This window comes from Pedobacter cryophilus (genome assembly GCF_005116455.1).
Lineage (GTDB): Bacteria > Bacteroidota > Bacteroidia > Sphingobacteriales > Sphingobacteriaceae > Pseudopedobacter > Pseudopedobacter cryophilum.
This window is the reverse complement of record NZ_SWBP01000002.1, coordinates 672674-689807: the sequence shown is the minus strand read 5'-3', so window position 1 is coordinate 689807 and position 17134 is coordinate 672674. Positions and strand designations below refer to the sequence as shown.

11 protein-coding genes and 1 pseudogene are annotated in these 17134 nt (G+C 34.3%); 3 read left to right on the top strand and 9 right to left on the bottom strand.

Annotated features, from left to right (window positions below):
• Positions 1 to 218 precede the first annotated feature (218 nt).
• The 7 genes and pseudogenes from FA046_RS17605 to FA046_RS08185 all read right to left on the bottom strand — a co-directional run.
• Positions 219 to 326, bottom strand: a pseudogene (locus tag FA046_RS17605) (type II toxin-antitoxin system RelE family toxin); the annotation flags it as partial.
• A 20-nt stretch (positions 327 to 346) separates the two neighbouring features.
• Complete coding sequence (locus tag FA046_RS17530) at positions 347 to 472, bottom strand: hypothetical protein (protein WP_262709949.1); 126 nt, start codon at positions 470 to 472, stop codon at positions 347 to 349.
• A complete protein-coding gene (locus FA046_RS08205; RefSeq protein WP_136825895.1) occupies positions 472 to 687 on the bottom strand; it encodes a hypothetical protein in 216 nt (71 codons plus the stop codon). Before FA046_RS08205 ends, FA046_RS17530 begins: the two co-directional genes overlap by 1 nt.
• A gap of 338 nt (positions 688 to 1025) precedes the next feature.
• Positions 1026 to 1385, bottom strand: a complete 360-nt coding sequence (locus tag FA046_RS08200) for a hypothetical protein (protein ID WP_136825894.1) — start codon at positions 1383 to 1385, stop codon at positions 1026 to 1028.
• A 58-nt stretch (positions 1386 to 1443) separates the two neighbouring features.
• The gene (locus tag FA046_RS08195) at positions 1444 to 2835 is read right to left on the bottom strand and encodes a sulfatase (protein ID WP_169303327.1); all 1392 of its coding nucleotides are present in this window, start codon (positions 2833 to 2835) and stop codon (positions 1444 to 1446) included.
• Between the two features lie 60 nt (positions 2836 to 2895).
• Positions 2896 to 4380 (bottom strand): sialate O-acetylesterase, encoded by a 1485-nt coding sequence (locus FA046_RS08190; RefSeq protein WP_136825892.1) that lies wholly within the window; start codon positions 4378 to 4380, stop codon positions 2896 to 2898.
• A complete protein-coding gene (locus FA046_RS08185; protein ID WP_136825891.1) occupies positions 4377 to 5720 on the bottom strand; it encodes an alpha-L-fucosidase in 1344 nt (447 codons plus the stop codon). Before FA046_RS08185 ends, FA046_RS08190 begins: the two co-directional genes overlap by 4 nt.
• Before the next feature lie 514 nt (positions 5721 to 6234).
• On the opposite strand from FA046_RS08185, the gene FA046_RS08180 reads away from it, so the two are divergent.
• Positions 6235 to 10317: a hybrid sensor histidine kinase/response regulator transcription factor gene (locus FA046_RS08180; RefSeq protein WP_136825890.1), complete on the top strand. Its 4083-nt coding sequence runs from the start codon at positions 6235 to 6237 to the stop codon at positions 10315 to 10317.
• A gap of 132 nt (positions 10318 to 10449) precedes the next feature.
• Here the strand turns inward: FA046_RS08180 and FA046_RS08175 are convergent, their stop codons facing one another.
• Entirely contained in the window at positions 10450 to 11859 is a 1410-nt protein-coding gene (locus FA046_RS08175; RefSeq protein ID WP_136825889.1) for a sulfatase-like hydrolase/transferase, read from the bottom strand.
• Between the two features lie 14 nt (positions 11860 to 11873).
• Positions 11874 to 13508, bottom strand: a complete 1635-nt coding sequence (locus FA046_RS08170) for a right-handed parallel beta-helix repeat-containing protein (protein WP_136825888.1) — start codon at positions 13506 to 13508, stop codon at positions 11874 to 11876.
• Positions 13509 to 14957: 1449 nt separating this feature from the next.
• Here FA046_RS08170 and FA046_RS08165 point away from each other — a divergent pair.
• Together FA046_RS08165 and FA046_RS08160 are read left to right on the top strand one after the other, a co-directional pair.
• Positions 14958 to 16487, top strand: coding sequence for a sulfatase family protein (locus tag FA046_RS08165; RefSeq protein WP_225870898.1), 1530 nt, complete (start codon positions 14958 to 14960; stop codon positions 16485 to 16487).
• 62 nt (positions 16488 to 16549) lie between these two features.
• Positions 16550 to 17095: a carbohydrate binding domain-containing protein gene (locus FA046_RS08160; RefSeq protein WP_136825887.1), complete on the top strand. Its 546-nt coding sequence runs from the start codon at positions 16550 to 16552 to the stop codon at positions 17093 to 17095.
• Positions 17096 to 17134: the final 39 nt, after the last annotated feature.

The window sequence follows — 17134 nt, the reverse complement described above, 5'->3', positions numbered from 1 at the left end:
GAAATGAATTGCAGAAATTTTGTCAACTCATTTCAAGACAAGACATCCTAAAAAAGCCATTCTGTTTTGCAGAATGGCTTTTTTATCATTAAATTAAAAATGCTGTTTTAATGGATGTAGCTGAATTTTATTACTCTTAACTAATACTAAAAGAGATAAAAACATGAGCAGAAAATATAAACATGATAGCAGACGAATGCTCAATTTAATCATGCTTTTTAACCCTCATAAATATCTCCTCTGCCGCCGACATTAACAATTTCTATAATAAGTTGTGTATCAAAAACATCATAAATAATGCGGTATGTGCCCACACGTATGCGGTAACCGTCTCTGCCTGTTAATTTTAATAACCATAAGGTCGAGGGTTTTCTGCAAGGCTGTCAATAGCTTCAATAATATTGCTGTAATAAGGCTCATTAATTTTTGCTAAGGCTTTAATCGCTTTTTTCTTGTATTGCAGATCGTACATTATTTGCCTAGTTTTTTACGTTCTGCTTCAATCATAGCCATAGCTATACTTTTAGTTATCGCAGGATCTTTGTCGTTTTTACTTTCGTCGTACAATTTAATATCTTCCAACTCTTCTAGTTCTTCAATAATTGTTTCAAACTCTTTCATTGATAGAACGGCGGATATTTTTTTACCAGTATTGTCAGTAATATAATGTGGGTGAATTGCTATCATAATCTTGTTTATTTTGTTGTTTGAATATTTTGTTCAAACAACGTTTGAAATTTGCTTTTTTGAGCATCCATCCTACCATGTGAATACCTTATTCAATATTATAAGTTAAAATTAGTCAAAATGGAAATTTAAACCAATAAAATATAAATTAGGAACCTATATTTCCAAATAATATTAATCCTTCAAAATAAGCTGAATCAAATCCCTACTCGTTTAAGTGGTCCGAAAGGGTCACTTAAATGCCTTTTGAAAACAAGATTTAAGTGATCCTTTTTCAGGATCACTTAAATCAAGATAAGGGGATTTTGTGTTTTTCACAAAAATGATTGTCGCTTTGCTTATTTACCAGCGGCAGCTTTTTTAGCTTTTGCTTCTTCAGCTTTAGCTTTTAAAGTTGCTTTTTGCTCATCGCTTAAAATTGATGATACACCAGCATCAAATTTTTGAATTATTGCTTTCATTTTCACTGCATCTGGTTTCTTACCTTCTCCTGCTTCAACTCTTAAAGCATCTACTGCATTTGCTCTTTCTAAACCAATAGCATAAATCTTAGATTTTTGCTCTGGGGTAAGTGTAATACCTTTTGTAGAGTTTTCGGTAAGCCATTTGGCTCTTTCTTCTGCAGATGCTACTTGTTGTGCAAATGTGCCTGTAGCCACAGCTAACAGCAAAGCAATTGATAAAATGTACTTTTTCATATATTTAAATTATTATGGGGTTACTTAAATTATTAAAATTATCAGATCAATCAAACCATCAAGGTTGCACCTTTTTAGGTTTTTGGTTATTCATTAAAGCTTTATGAATATCGTAAGTAATTTTTGTCCAATCGGGTTCTTCTATCCATAAAGGGTTCACCATTTTACTCTCCCAATCAGCTAAAGCTTTTTGCAATTCTTGGTGCTTTTTAACTTCAATTTTAGATAAATCCTTGGTTTCGCCAATATCTGATTTTAGATTATACAATACGCTTTCTTCATTCTTTAATCTAATCAATTTATAATCACCAATACGGGCAGCAGCAGCTTCATCTTTACGCCAAAAAAGCGTTTCGTGTGTATTAGCTAATTTGTTGATATCCGTAAAAGGAACCAAGCTTTTTCCGTCAATGGGTTTGTTGTTAGGGTTTTTAGTATCGGCTAAAGCCAAAGCAGTAGCATAAATATCTAAAGAGGAGACTAACTTATCAGACTTGACTCCAGCAGGAAAATGTCCTTTCCAACTTACCGCAAACGGAACCCTATGCCCACCTTCAAATTCATTTCCTTTCCATCCTTTTAAAGGGAAAACAGTAGATTGATTGTTGTTTGCACCACCATTATCACTCAAGAAAAAAACGATGGTATTTTCCAGCAAATTTTCATCTCCTAGTTTCTTCATCACTTTACCCACGTTCTCATCTAAAGACCATGTCATGGCGGCTAACATTTGTCTTGGGTGACCTTTAAATTTATCTAAATCTTTTTGCTTTGCTTGCAAAGGCGTATGCACAGCGTTAAATGAGAGATACATAAAAAATGGCTCTTTCTTATATTGCTCTATGTAATTTACCGCAGCATCTCCTAAAACATCGGTTAAATAACCTTCAAAATTTATTGCTTTATTATTGTGCCTTAGCGCACTAATGTTCTTTGGATTATCTTGCTGAGGACTTGGGAAATAATTCCGAGAACCACTTAAAAAGCCATAAAACTCATCAAAACCACGGTTATTTGGTAGATATTGTTCTTTATCACCTAAATGCCATTTGCCAATGCCTATGGTTTTATAGCCTTTATTTTTTAAAGCCGCAGCCATGGTTATTTCAGTTTCATCTAAACCTAAACTATCGCCAGTTCCGTTACACTCAAAACCAAAACGTTGCTGATACCTTCCTGTAATTAAGCCCGCTCTAGATGGCGAACAAACTGTAGAACTGGTATGCGCATCAGTAAAAATAACTCCGCTGTTAGCTAATTGATCAATCTCGGGAGTTTTGAGGTCTTTTGAACCCATAAAACCAAAATCAGCATAACCGGCATCGTCTATCAAAATCACAATAATATTGGGTTTAACCTTATTATCAGCAACTTTTAGCTTTGGTTTACATGATGAAATAGCTAATAAACCAATAATTACAACAGTTAAATATGGATAGTTTTTGTTCACAATTTGATGTTTTGTAATGAATAAATTCTTAATTCGATCATTGATTTTGAACCCATTTATTTACCAGTCATCTGTTCTAAATGGAGATGCCGGTAAGCCTTCTTTATTAAATAAACTAGCCGCTGGGTTAGTTGACCAAGCATAACGTACCGCTACAGGTTTGCTCACTTCTTTACTACTCAAAACTATTTTGTCTCCAACAATTTCGGCATCAGCCCAATAAAACTTTTTATCTGCGCCAGCAATTTCAAATGCAGTTAACGGTCCATCATTACTAGTTAAACCTTTTCCAACATGTTTAAAACTTACCTCTGCTTTGTCCTTATTGACAATCATTCCATCGTAAATGGGGCCAGAGTAAACAACAGATTTATTATAAGCAACATGACTAGCAGCTAAGTAGAGTCTTTTCCCTACATCCTGCTTGTTTTTTGGATGAATATCTTTAGCATCGCCAATATCAATAGCCACAGCCATACCTGTATATGGTAACTTTAATGCCATAGTTTGTGCTTCACGCAACATAGTCCAACTATCCGTAGGTATCGGCTCTTCATTTCTAACTCTAAAGTTGGCTAACTGTACAAAAATGAATGGCATTTTTTCATCATTCCATTTATTTCGCCAATCGTTTATCAATAGCGGAAACAAGCTTCGGTATTGTACAGCTCTGGTTGAGTTATTTTCTCCTTGATACCAAATCACACCTTTAATGCCGTAAGGCACAATTGGAGCTATCATGGCATTATATAATGCCGTTGGATAGTTCTTTTGTACAGGCATTACTGGTGCTTTAATGGTATTATCTGATTTTCTGGCTTCGTTAGTTTTCAAAAAATCGCTGTAAAGCAATTCCCAGTTTGCTTCTAATTTTTGGTATCGTTTTACCGAATCTTTAAAATCGGGATGGTTGATTAAGCTTTCGCTTGATGTCCATGCTTCTGAAGGAGTTGCTCCCCATGATGCAGAAATAATACCTACGGGTACATTTTGGTCTAAATGCAAATCTCGGGCAAAAAAGTAAGCTGCTGCCGAGAATTGCTTGGCGTTTTCTGGATTACAAAGTTTCCAACTTCCTTTAACTTGCTCTATTGGTTGATGACTAATGTTAAGTGCCACATTAAAAAACCTGATTTTATTAAATTTAGCTTCATTGATCTCTTTTTGAGCATTGTTAATTTCGGCCATTTTCATTTGCATATTTGATTGCCCTGATGCCAACCAAACTTCGCCCACCAAAACATATTTAAAAACAAGCGAATCTTGAGCAGATGTGATCACCATCTTTAACGGACCGCCAGCTTTAAGTTTTGGGAGTTTTACCATCCATTTCCCATCTTTACTAGACTTTGTTTTTAGAGTGTTACCTGCAAAAGATAAGGTAAGATCTTGGTTAGGTTTAGAAGTCCCCCAAATAGGTGCATTTATACCTTGTTGCAAAACCATATTATCGCCAAAAATGCTGGCTGCTGTTATGTTTTGAGCAATTGCGCTTGTACTAAATGATGTAAGGAAGCATAAACAGTAAAAAATATTTTTTATCATTTTAATTGAAGTTTAATAACAGTATCAATACCATTAGGAATTTGAGTAGGTGTATTAATTATAATTTTTTCTGGGTCTTGTGAAAATTTAACCTTATCACTTGAAGCCAAATAACTTGCCTTAGCTATTTTTTGTCCTTTGTAAGATATTTCTAGATTTCCATTTTTAGGCCATTTCATCACATGGAGATACATAATATTACCTTTTATAGTTGCACCGCCCCAATTCTCGTTATAAGCTATTGGGCCACCACGAGTTCCATAAATGCTCTCGCCATTAATTTTTAACCACGCTCCCATTTCCTTTAAACGACTTATTTGTTCAGGCTCTATTTCTCCGGCTGCATTTGGTCCAACATTTAAAAGTAAGTTCCCATCCATACAAACCACTTTAGCCAATTTCTTTACCAAAGAGTCTAAAGGCCAAACTACAGCATTAGGTTTCCAACCCCAACCACCTTTAGAAATAGTGTAGCAGCGTTCCCATGGTCTATCGGTTTGCATTCCACCATCTACTTGTTCACGAGTGTCAAAATCGCCTTTCCAACCGTTTCTTGGGTTAATCACTATTTTAGGTTGCAATTCTCTAACGATGCTATTCATTTTAAGTGGTTCCCAAGAAAATGCTCCTTTATAAGGCTTATCTTTTGGTCTAACATGCCAACTAGGTGATGAACCGCCAAATTCTATTCCTCCGTGGCCTAACCAAGTATCTTCGCCACCATCATACCAAAGCAAATCTATTTGTCCGTAATTACTTAGCAGTTCTTTTACTTGTCCGTAGGTTTGAGTTTTCATTTCCTCGGCACTTTTCTTGTACATATCAGGAAAGAAAAACCCAGGAAAGCGCCAATCTAAAGGCGAATAATATAGACCAACTTTAAGGTTTCTTTTTTTAGCGGCAGTAACATACTCAGCAACAAAATCTTTTTTTGCCGCACTATTTACACTATTAAAACCATTGGTACTAGCTTTACTATCCCAAAGCGCAAAACCATCATGATGTTTAGCCACCATCACCATATATTTCATCCCGGCTTCTTCGGCAACGGCAGCCCAAGCATCAGCATTGTACTTTTGAGCGCTAAACTGTTCTGATAATTTAGCGTATTCATCTACGTCTATCCTTTTATTAAACATTGCCCATTCACCCTGACCAATTATAGAGTACAAACCCCAATGAATAAACATGCCAAATTTGGCATCTCTAAACCATTTCATTTCTACTTCTTTTAAAAGTAACTCCTCTTCACTTAAAACTTTGGTTTGAGCTCTTATAGTTGTTATGTTAAGGCACAACAGTAAACCCAACAAATACAGCATCCGATATTGTAGTTTCATTATTTAGGTTATAATTTCTAAAAGTTGAAGTTCTACATAAGATTTAAAACAAACAGGTCTAAATATTTCAAAATAAGGGTCTATATAAACCAATATTAACTAAATGAGCATTATTATGAATGATTTGTCCCCCCATTTTGAACTAGCTTTACATATTCAACTAATAAGTTATTGATACATTTATTGTGAGGAAAAGTATGTTGAGTATATCGCTAAATTTGAAGAAATAAATTTTTAGAATCCTAATTAATCATTTTGATTTTTAGAATATTGATTATAAAAAATACAAGCAAAAACAATGAAACTAAACCGATATGAGTACGCTATCTATATTGCATTAATAGCGATATTCCTTTTCTTAATTATGATATAAAAAAGTGCAAATAAATATTTTAGCTAGCTAAATTTCTAACTATATTTATTTTAAAATAAACCAATAATAAACCAAACTGAGGTTACGCCTTGTAACTCTTTATAGTCCTTAATAATTAAATAGAAATTACCCATCTAAAAGATGATGTTAAAACACATACATTATTACTTTTATTTACACTTATTCATGTTATTTTTTGCTCCTAAAGTTTGGGCGCAAGAAAATATTAATTCTTATTTATCTATAGATAATGGACTAGTAAACAATGAAATAACTACAATTAAACAAGATAAATATGGCTTTTTATGGTTTGGAACCAGAGGCGGACTTAATAAATATGATGGCTACAATTTAAAGCTGTTAAGAAATAAGCCAAGTTCTACCAATAACCTATCTAGCCAAGCAGTAGAGGCCATGTTTGCCGGTAAAGAATGCCTTTGGATAGGAACCAAAACTGGTGGTTTAAATAAATATAATTTTCTTAAAGATAGTATTACCAGTTATGTTATACCCAATGTAGTTGGGGTGTTAGACGTATTTTCACTTTATGAAACTTTTAATGGCGATGTATATATAGGCACTTCTAAAGGATTTTATTATTTAAATCACAAAAATAAGGGATTTAAGCAAATAGATAAAAGTATTGTAAATGATATTGCTGCTGATGATTTAGGTGGAATATGGACTGCTACCACCGATGGTTTAAGGCATTATAATTCTCTAAATAAGCTCATTTTTGAAACAAAATTTGATTTTAAAGTCGTTACGCTTACCTCATTAAGTATTGATAAATTAAAAAACACCTTATATGTTGGTACTTGGGGTAAAGGATTAATAGCATTTAATTACGCTGATAAATCTTTTAAACGTTTTGTTTACGATTCAAAAAACAACAATAGCCTAAGTATCAATAACACCTACAGGGTTTTATTTGATAAATCTGGTAATTTATGGGTAGGTACTTGGGGTGGTGGCTTAAATAAATTTAATCCTATTACCCAAAAATTCACACGCTATTCATTTTCATCAGCAGATAACCTGAATTATATTAACAAAATTATTTTAAGTATCGAAGAAGATCGTTCGGGAGTAATTTGGTTTGGTACAGAAGGAGGTATTTACAGAATAAATCCTCAAAAGAAAAAATTTAACAACATTACTAATCAAAATAACAACCCTAAAAGCTTAATTAATACCCACATTGTTTCTATTTTAAAAGACAGCAACAAAGCTTTATGGGTGGGCACAAAAGATGGTGGTTTAGAGTATTCTGCTGATGGAAAAAGTTTTGAAAAAGTAAACCTGCCTTCTGTTAGTAATGATATTTTTAGAGTCAATACCGTTTATCAAAATCAGAATAAATTATGGATTGGTTCTGTTAACGGGCTATTTATTATTGATGGCTTAAAACCAACCGATAAAGCCAATCATTTTGTTTCAACTAACAATGAAACCAGCTTAAGTGGGAATAAAATCACCAGTATTATTAAAGATAAAAACGGGGTAATTTGGTTAGGAACTCAAGAAAACGGCTTAAACAGAGTGATAGGATATAAAGAAAACGGAGATCCACTTTTTAAACGTTACCCTCTTTCTTCCTTACCTGGAAAATTACAAAGCGAACGCATTACCTCCATTTTTAACGATAAAAGCGGAAAATTATGGATAGGAACCTTTAACGGCCTACACCTCTACAATAGAAAAAACGACAGCTTTATTAGTTTTAAACATCAAATTAACGATTCCTTATCTATTAGTAATAGTATAGTGATTAGTATTGCTCAAGATCAAAAAGGAGATATTTGGGTAGGCACACCAAATGGTTTAAATAAAATAATAGAAAAAAGCGGCAAAATCACCTTTAAGAATTATTTTGCTAATGATAATTTTCCAAACGATTATATACATGCCATTTTACCAGATAAAAAATCTAGAATTTGGATCAGTACTAATAAAGGAATTACCTGTCTTAATACAATTAATGAAGAATTTAAGAATTATGATATAAGAGACGGCTTATTGTCTAATGCTTTTGCAGAAAACGCAGCTTACGCAGATCCATCAGGTGTGCTTTATTTTGGAGGGATTAAAGGAATTACCTATTTCCACCCTGATAGTATTAAAATAAATAAGGTTTTACCACCTGTTTATTTCACCAATATACTCATCAACAACAACTCAGTAAGTGTGGGAGAAGAAGTAAAAGGAAGCGCACCTTTAACTCAAGCCTTATTTGCCACTAAAAATATTACGCTTAATTATAAACAAGATTTTCTTTCGCTTGCATTTGCGGCTCTTGATTATCATGCATCAGATAAAAATCAATATTCTTACCGCTTAAAGGGCTTTGAAGATAACTGGGTAAATGCCGGTCGCCGAAGAAGTGTAACTTATACCAATTTGCCTCCTGGAGATTACACTTTAGAAGTAAAAGCTTCTAACAGTGATAATATTTGGAACAGTAAAGGGGCACAATTAGAGATTACAGTTTTGCCACCACCTTGGAAAACATGGTGGGCCTATTTAATTTACATTTCTATTTTCTTATTTCTTTTATGGCTATCCAGATCTATTGGTTTAGGCAGGGTAATGCTAAAAAACAAGTTAGAAATGGCTAATATCAGCCTAAAGCGAGAAAGAGAAATTACAGACATTAAATCTAAACTGTTTACAAATATTTCTCACGAATTTCGTACTCCATTAACGCTTATGATTGGCCCTCTTGATGATTTATCCAGAAATCAGGAGTTGAATAATGGCGTAAAAAAAACAGTAACAAATGTACAAGACCAAGCAAAGCGATTGCTGAATTTAGTGACGCAACTGCTTGATTTCCAAAAAGCAGAATCTGATCAATTAACGCTAAATGAAACTAAATCTAACATTGTTTCTTTTAGCAGAGAGATTTTTTCATCATTTAGTAATGAAGCCAAAAGAAGAGATATCAAATTTCATTTTAGTGCATCCGACAAACAAATTACTATTGATTTTGATGAAGAAAAGATGACTATTGTTTTGTATAATTTGCTTTCTAACGCTTTTAAATTTTCACCAAAAGGTGGCACTGTTAAATTAAATGTAGAAACAGTTTTACATCAAGAATTACCTTATTGTAAGCTTATTGTAAGTGATACTGGAAAAGGCATCAGCGAAAGCGAAATGGATAAAATTTTTGACAGATATTATCAAGTTGCTAAAGCCGAGGCTGGTAAATTTGCTGGTACAGGTATTGGTCTTGCTTTTACAAAAGATTTAGTTTTACTACATAAAGGGACCATCACCGTAGAAAGCGAACAAAATAAAGGAAGCCAATTTTGTATTCTGTTACCGCTAAAATCAAATTATATTATAAATAACGCAACTGAAGCCATTACCAAACCCGACGAACTTTTTATTGAGCCAGAAGAAGAATTAGCTATAGAAAACAGCGATTTATCTGATACCGAAAAACTGATTGTACTGGTAGTAGAAGATAATTTGGAAGTGAATGATTATTTAGTTTCTATATTAAAACCCAATTATCAAACTATATGTGCCTTTAATGGTGATGAAGGCCTTGTAAAAGCTTTTGAAACCATCCCTGATATTGTGATTAGTGATGTGATGATGCCGAAAATGGATGGCTATGAATTTTGCCATAAATTAAAGGCAGACCAAAGAACATCGCATATTCCTGTAATTTTATTAACTGCACAATCTGATTCGTCTGCACAAATAAAAGGTATTAATGAAGGTGCCGATGTGTATTTATCAAAACCATTTAACCCTCAAGTTCTTCAATCTCACATTAAAAACATACTAGAATCAAGAAAAAAATTAAAAGAGTTATTTACGCAAAAGGTAAATTTGGGTCCGAGTGCAATTCAAATTACGCCTTTTGAAGGAGAGTTTATTAAAAAGATTATCACCAAAATAGAAGAAAACCTTACCAATTCCGAATTTCAAACCGATGATTTGGCAGATGAATTGAATATGAGTCGTTCTACATTTTATAGAAAATTGAAAGCTATTACAGATATGTCTGGCTCTGAATTTATAAGATTTATACGTATAGAACGAAGTGCACAACTGATTCAATCAGGAGAATTTACCATTAAGCAAATAGCTTATGAAGTGGGATTTAATGATGCCAAGCATTTTAGAAAATGTTTCTCAAAACAATTTAACATGACCCCTTCAGAGTATTTAAAAATAGAAAAAGATAAGCAATTGGCTGACAGTTAAAATTTTCTTTAATAGGTATTAATAAAGCCAAACTCAGGTTTTTAATATATTTTGGAGAGATACCCAGCCTTAATATGAGTAAAAAAAATAGGGATGCTTTTTAGAAACATCCCTATTTTTTTGAAGCTTTATTTATTTCTCAAACACAAAGCGTTTAGGGTTTAACTCATTGTATTTTTTATCATGTGAAAGACCTAAAAATATAGGGTCAATTAATTCTTTGTTCCAAATTTTCCATCTTTCCATTAGTAAATCAAAAGTTTTTCTGTCTTGCTCAATTAAGTTATTCTTTTCAGAAACATCTTTCATGCTTTTAAATAACTCTTGGCTTGCATCCGGAATCACCACTATTTTGTCAGACTCTGTTCTTACGGCCATAATATTTCTATCAAAACCTCTCCAAAATAAATAATCATGAGGAGCCTTGTTGTTTTTGCCTGATAAGAAAGGAATCAGATTAACACCGTCTAAAGGTTTTTTAGGGTTAATTGGTGCATTAATTTCTCCGACTACAGTGGCTAAAATATCAAAAGAAATAATAGGTTTTTCGTAAACGCTTCCAGACTTAATTTTTGCAGGCCATTGTATAGCGAAAGGAACTTTAATGCCTCCATCCCAAAAATTTGATTTCTGGCCACGTAAAGGCCTATTGTTAGACCCATTGTCATTTGTAGGGCCGCCATTATCAGATAAGAAAACAACCATAGTATTTTCTTCTAACCCTTTTTCTTTTAGTTTTTGTAAAACAGTACCAATGCCATCATCCATTGCGCTTACCATAGCTGCATAGGTTTTACGCTTTGGGTCTTGAATATTGTTAAAACGGTCTAAATACTTACTAGTAGCTTGTAAAGGCGTATGTGGAGCGTTATATGCCAAATAAATGAAAAATGGTTTTTGAGCATTTTTATCTATAAAGCTAACCGCCTCTCTTGATAAAGCATCAGTAAGGTATTCCTGCTCATCAATAGGGGTGGTGTTTCTCAATATTTTAGTTTTATAGCCATCGTTTTGTGACTTAGCTTTGGTGTCGTCTTGTAAAGTCCACATTTCTGGCATATAATGATGTCCACCTTCTAAAAAGCCGAAAAACTCATTAAATCCTCTTTTTTGAGGGTGCAAATCGGGATGAGCACCTAAATGCCATTTACCAATTGCGATACTATAATATCCATTTCGTTTTAGGATATCGGCCATGGTTTCTTCTGTTAAAGGCAAACCCATGCTAGCATCTTGTGGCGCATATAATGGATTTCTTGAAAAGCCAAATCTATCTTGGTATCTACCAGTAATTAACCCTGCTCTACTTGGTCCGCAAACGGCAAAACTCACATAGCCATTTTTAAAAATCACTCCGTTTTTAGCAATTTTATCAATATTAGGAGTAGGAATATCCTTAGATCCATTAAAGCCTACATCTGCATAGCCTAAATCATCAGCTAAAATAACCACCACATTAGGTTGATTTCCTTTTGATTGTGCTTGAAGACATCCTACGCTTGCTGCTGCAACAAATAGCAGGATGTAAATTGATTTTATCATATTTATTGTATTATTTACTTAATTTCTATGGCACCCATATCTGGTTTGCCTTTAATTTTATTTCCTAAAATGTCATATTCTACTTTCAAGCCTATCACCAAACCTATATTATCATTATTGATTTTATTAATTGTTATGCCTTTATCTTTTATTAAGGATGTGTTGGTAGGAATGTAATCTTCTAATTTAAAGCCACCTTTGTTTGTAAACTTAGCATCGCCATAAATAGGTTTATCATCTTGTATAATTACATCTTTAGGCCAGCTCGACTTTTTAAGGAAAAGATTGTTTTCAAAAAAGCAATTTTCTATTTCTACTTGGTTAAGGCTTTCTGCTTTTAGCTGGTCGCCGGCAACAAATTTACTGTCGCCTTCTATATGAAAAATATTGTTTGCCACTAAAACCCCAGCAGCACTTGTGGCTACGGCTACCTGAGCAGTCATCTCACTTTTAGTGTAAATGGTGTTGTTATAAATGTAGCTGTTAAAAGGTCCTTTAGGTTTTACCTTATCGCCAACATATCCGCTTAACCAAAATATTTTACCTTCTTGGAAAGCGCCATTTTTTCCTTTAACTCGGTAGCCATCATTTACGCTAATGTTGTATCTGTAAGCGCAATTGTAATTGTTTCCTAAAATTTCGCAGAAGCCGCCCGCATTATTAGCACTTAAATTATATTGTATAATCACGTTATTACAATTGTAATCTATATGGCAACCTGCAGAATCTCCAGGTCCGTTAGCATTCAGGAACGAGTTTTTTTCTATCACAACATCAGAAGTGCCCCAAGTCCATAAACCGCTTCCCCTACCCCATTTTCTACTGTCGTTTTTATTGCCCGAGCCATTAACGTAGTTTCCACTCACCAATCCGGTTTTTACACCCGACATTTGAATACCCGGCCCCCCAACTTCAATAACTTTGTTATTTAAAAGCTTAATATTTTGAATGCTTTCTTTTCTTCCGGTCAGTTTTAAACCGGTATGGCTTACGTTAGAAATTTCACACCCTTCAACCTTAATGTTTTCAAATAATGCGTTTTCAGTATCATTTATAAAACGAATTCCCCAACCATATTTTTGAGTTCCGTTTGCGGTTTTAACTTCATCTTTTCCTCTAATAAAACCGACTTCCTCATAATAAATATCTTTTATTTTTAAATTAATAAGGTTAATATCTGTGAATTTGCCAGCATAATTTGCCGTTACTAAAACACCGCATCTCATATCAGGTAATTTACCGTTTACAGGTTCGGTTTTACCACCATTTGCTGTAATAGATAAATTTTTAACCTCTACAAAACTGCAATTTTGTATCAAAACACCATTTGCAAATCCCTTAGCATCTATTTTTGCTTGCTCATTGTTTTTACCCATTGAATAAGAGGTAATTACGATAGAATTTTGTAAAGTTCCCTTAAGACCTTTTAAAATTAACGACTCATTAAACGTTACACCACCAGCTAATAAAACAGAATCTCCTGCTTTCAAACTTAATTCACTTAACTTTTTAAAGCTTTTAAAAGGGCTTGAAGCTACAGAGCCATTATTACTATCACTTCCGTCTTTAGCATTAAAATAATAGTTTTTCGCCTCTGCAAAAGAAACAGAACAGCAAATTAATGCCAATACAATCAATAATTTTCTCATGTAATTATTCTATAAAGTATAATTGGTTTGTGCTACTAAAAATCAATTTGTGGTTGACTAGCTTACCTTCAAAAGTAAATCAAATGAATTAATTGCTCATCAGTTTCTGATTCAATGTGAGGGGATAATTGGTTCAAAAGACAAAATCTATTACGTGAAATTTTTAACCACAAAGCACACAGAGATCTCAGAGAACTGGAAGCAGACACCTATTCTATTTTTCTCTTTGCGGCCTTTGCGTGAAAACTTTGCAACCTTTGCGTGAAATTTTTAACCATAAAGCACACATAGGTCTCAGAGAACTAGAAGCATACACCTAATCTATTTTTCTCTTTGCGACCTTTGCGTGAAAACTTTGCGACCTTTGCGTGAATTTTTAACCACAAAGCACACAGAGGTCTCAGAGAACTGGAAGCAGACACCTATTCTATTTTTCTCTTTGCGACCTTTGCGTGAAAACTTTGCGACCTTTGCGTGAAATTTTTAACCACAAAACACACAGAAGTTCACAGAGAACCGGAAGCAGACACCTATTCTATTTTTCTCTTTGCGACCTTTGCGTTTAAACTTTGCGACCTTTGCGTGAAATTTTTTTTACCACAAAGCACACAGAGGTCTCAGAGAACTGGAAGCAGACACCTATTCTATTTTTCTCTTTGCGGCCTTTGCGATTAAACTTTGCGACCTTTGCGTGAAATTTTTAACCACAAAACACACAGAAGTTCACAGAGAACCGGAAGCAGACACCTATTCTATTTTTCTCTTTGGGACCTTTGCGTGAAAACTTTGCGACCTTTGCGTGAAATTTTTAACCACAAAGCACACAGAGGTCTCAGAGAACTGGAAGTATACACCTATTCTATTTTTCTCTTTGCGACCTTTGCGTGAAATTTTTAACCACAAAGCACACAGAGGTCTCAGAGAACTGGAAGCAGACACCTATTCTATTTTTCTCTTTGCTGCCTTTGCGTGAATTTTTTTTTACCACAAAGCACACAGAGATCTCAGAGAACTAGATGCACATATTTACTCTTTGCGACCTTTGCGTTTAAACTTTGCGACCTTTGCGTGAAATTTTTAACCACAAAGCACACAGAGGTTTCAGAGAACAGGAAGCATATATTAATTCTATTTTACTCTTTGCGACCTTTGCGTGAAATTTTTAACCACAAAGCACACAGAGGTCACAGAGAACTGGAAGCATATATTTATTCTACTCATAGCATGGAATAATTAACCTCTTCAAACTTCCTTATTACTTCATCAACAACACCAAACAACCCAAATACCCATTATTGACTTGTTTGAGCCAGCCTTTTGAAACATACATACCCATTACTTATCATCCAAGTATCTACTTTTGAGATGATAATTAGGTGAGAACTGCTCAACCTAAAAAACCAAAACCTAAGTATTAAATTATTTTATAACTGTTTATCAATCGTTATTATGATGAAACCTTTTTTATGTTTTTCCCTAGTTTGGATATTTTTTTCATGCTTTCCAAACGCAACTCATGCTCAAACCAAAAAACCCAATATTGTTATTATTTATGTAGATGATTTAGGTTACGGAGATCTTGGTGTTACCGGGGCTAAAGGAGTAAAAACTCCTAATTTAGATAAAATGGCATCCAAAGGATTGCTATTTACAGATGCTCACTGTCCGGCTTCTACCTGTACACCCTCTCGTTTTTCTTTGCTAACAGGAAATTACGCATTTAGAAATAACGCGTCTATTTTACCTGGCGATGCCCCCGCATTAATTACCCCAAAAATACCTACCGTAGCCAATATGTTAAAAAGAGCAGGTTACCAAACTGGTGTAATTGGTAAATGGCATTTAGGCCTAGGAAATGGAAATATAGATTGGAATGGCTACATCAACATGGGACCAAAAGAGATTGGGTTTGACTACAGTTTCTTGATACCCGCTACCGGAGATAGAGTTCCTACGGTTTACACCGAAAATCAACGAGTGGTTAATTTAAACCCTAACGACCCCATAAAAGTAAGTTACCAAAGTAAAGTTGGCAACAGACCAACAGGAACTGAAAATCCGGAGCTTTTAAAAATGAAAGCCGATTTACAACACAGTAATACCATTGTTAATGGCGTAAGTAGAATAGGTTTTATGAGTGGTGGAGAAACTGCTTTGTGGAAAGACGAGGATTTTCCTTTTGTTTTAACCAAAAAGGCTAAAAACTACATGATTGCCAATAAAGAAAATCCGTTTTTCTTGTATTTCGCTTTTCAGGATATACACGTACCCAGAGTACCCAACCCTATGTTTGAAGGAAAAAGCAGCATGGGACCAAGAGGAGACGCTATTGCGCAAATGGATTGGTGTACCGGAGAGCTAATGAAAACTTTAGACAGCTTAGGTATTGCAGAAAACACACTTATTATTTTTAGTAGTGATAACGGACCTGTTTTAGATGATGGTTATGCAGATAAATCAGTAGAAATGCTGGGCGATCACAAACCAGCAGGACCTTTTAAAGGCGGAAAATACAGTGCGTTTGAAGGTGGCACCAGAGTGCCCACAATTACTTATTGGCCATCTAAGATAAAGCCTGGAGTTAGCAATGCTTTGTTCTCTCAGGTAGATTTGTTTCACTCTTTAAGTGAGTTGGTAGGAGTAAAATTGAACGATAACGAAGCAAAAGATAGTTTTAACGCTTTACCAGTTTTATTAGGAGAGCGCAAAAAAGGTGGAAGAAAAGTAATGTTAGAAGAGGCTTTTACTTTAGCCTTAAGATCAGGCGATTGGAAATACATTCACCCTGTAAGCATGGCAACACCTACTTGGTTAAATGATAAAAAGGTAGAATCTGGCTTAAGCAAAAACGTACAGCTTTTTAATTTAAAGAATGATGTAGAAGAGAAAAATAATATTGCGGCTCAATACCCAAAAAAGGTTAAAAAAATGCAAGCTTTATTAGAAAACATCAAGAACAAAGGCACCAGAATAAATTAATTATCAATCGCATAGTTGTAATTATTTAATAAAAAACATTAAAAATTTAAACCAATATAAAAATGAAAAAGCTATTTTTTATTGCAATTATTATTGCCCCAATGTTATTAAATGCGCAAAATTTGGTGATTAACGGAGATTTTGAAACGGTAGGTGCAACACCACAAAATTTTGCTAACTGGACCCATTCACCCACCTATTCAAATATTGCCAAGGAAACATCTGCAACTAAAATTAATGGTCTCTCTTCTGTAAGATTTACGGCCAATACCTCAGCTGCTTACATTACTTCTGATGCAATAACTGTAGAACCTGGCAAAACTTACCGATTAAAATTTACAGGTAGAATTCATAAAACCGCAGGCACCTCTGGTACCTTGGAGACCTCAGAAGATGCTGCTTTAAAGCTTAGCGTTTTAATTTGGAATGGTACTAAAACTTCCCCATCTAAATTTCCAGTTTTATCAATCACATCTGCAACTAATAAAACCGTATCAGGAGAATTTAAGATCCCTGCAGCCGGCGTTACTGCTATCAAATTGGTTTTTGGTAAAAATAAAGATGTTGCTTACGCAGATGATGTGGTGTTGGTAGAACTAAAAAAATAGCACATGTAAGAAAAGGAGCTAGATCGTTTAAACATGAGC

Bases quoted from the DNA above. Each gene is read 5' to 3' on its own strand.
- FA046_RS17530 (WP_262709949.1), bottom strand. From the start codon at position 472: ATGTACGATCTGCAATACAAGAAAAAAGCGATTAAAGCCTTAGCAAAA.
- FA046_RS08205 (WP_136825895.1), bottom strand. From the start codon at position 687: ATGATAGCAATTCACCCACATTATATTACTGACAATACTGGTAAAAAA.
- FA046_RS08200 (WP_136825894.1), bottom strand. From the start codon at position 1,385: ATGAAAAAGTACATTTTATCAATTGCTTTGCTGTTAGCTGTGGCTACA.
- FA046_RS08190 (WP_136825892.1), bottom strand. From the start codon at position 4,380: ATGATAAAAAATATTTTTTACTGTTTATGCTTCCTTACATCATTTAGT.
- FA046_RS08185 (WP_136825891.1), bottom strand. From the start codon at position 5,720: ATGAAACTACAATATCGGATGCTGTATTTGTTGGGTTTACTGTTGTGC.
- FA046_RS08180 (WP_136825890.1), top strand. From the start codon at position 6,235: ATGATGTTAAAACACATACATTATTACTTTTATTTACACTTATTCATG.
- FA046_RS08175 (WP_136825889.1), bottom strand. From the start codon at position 11,859: ATGATAAAATCAATTTACATCCTGCTATTTGTTGCAGCAGCAAGCGTA.
- FA046_RS08170 (WP_136825888.1), bottom strand. From the start codon at position 13,508: ATGAGAAAATTATTGATTGTATTGGCATTAATTTGCTGTTCTGTTTCT.
- FA046_RS08165 (WP_225870898.1), top strand. From the start codon at position 14,958: ATGATGAAACCTTTTTTATGTTTTTCCCTAGTTTGGATATTTTTTTCA.
- FA046_RS08160 (WP_136825887.1), top strand. From the start codon at position 16,550: ATGAAAAAGCTATTTTTTATTGCAATTATTATTGCCCCAATGTTATTA.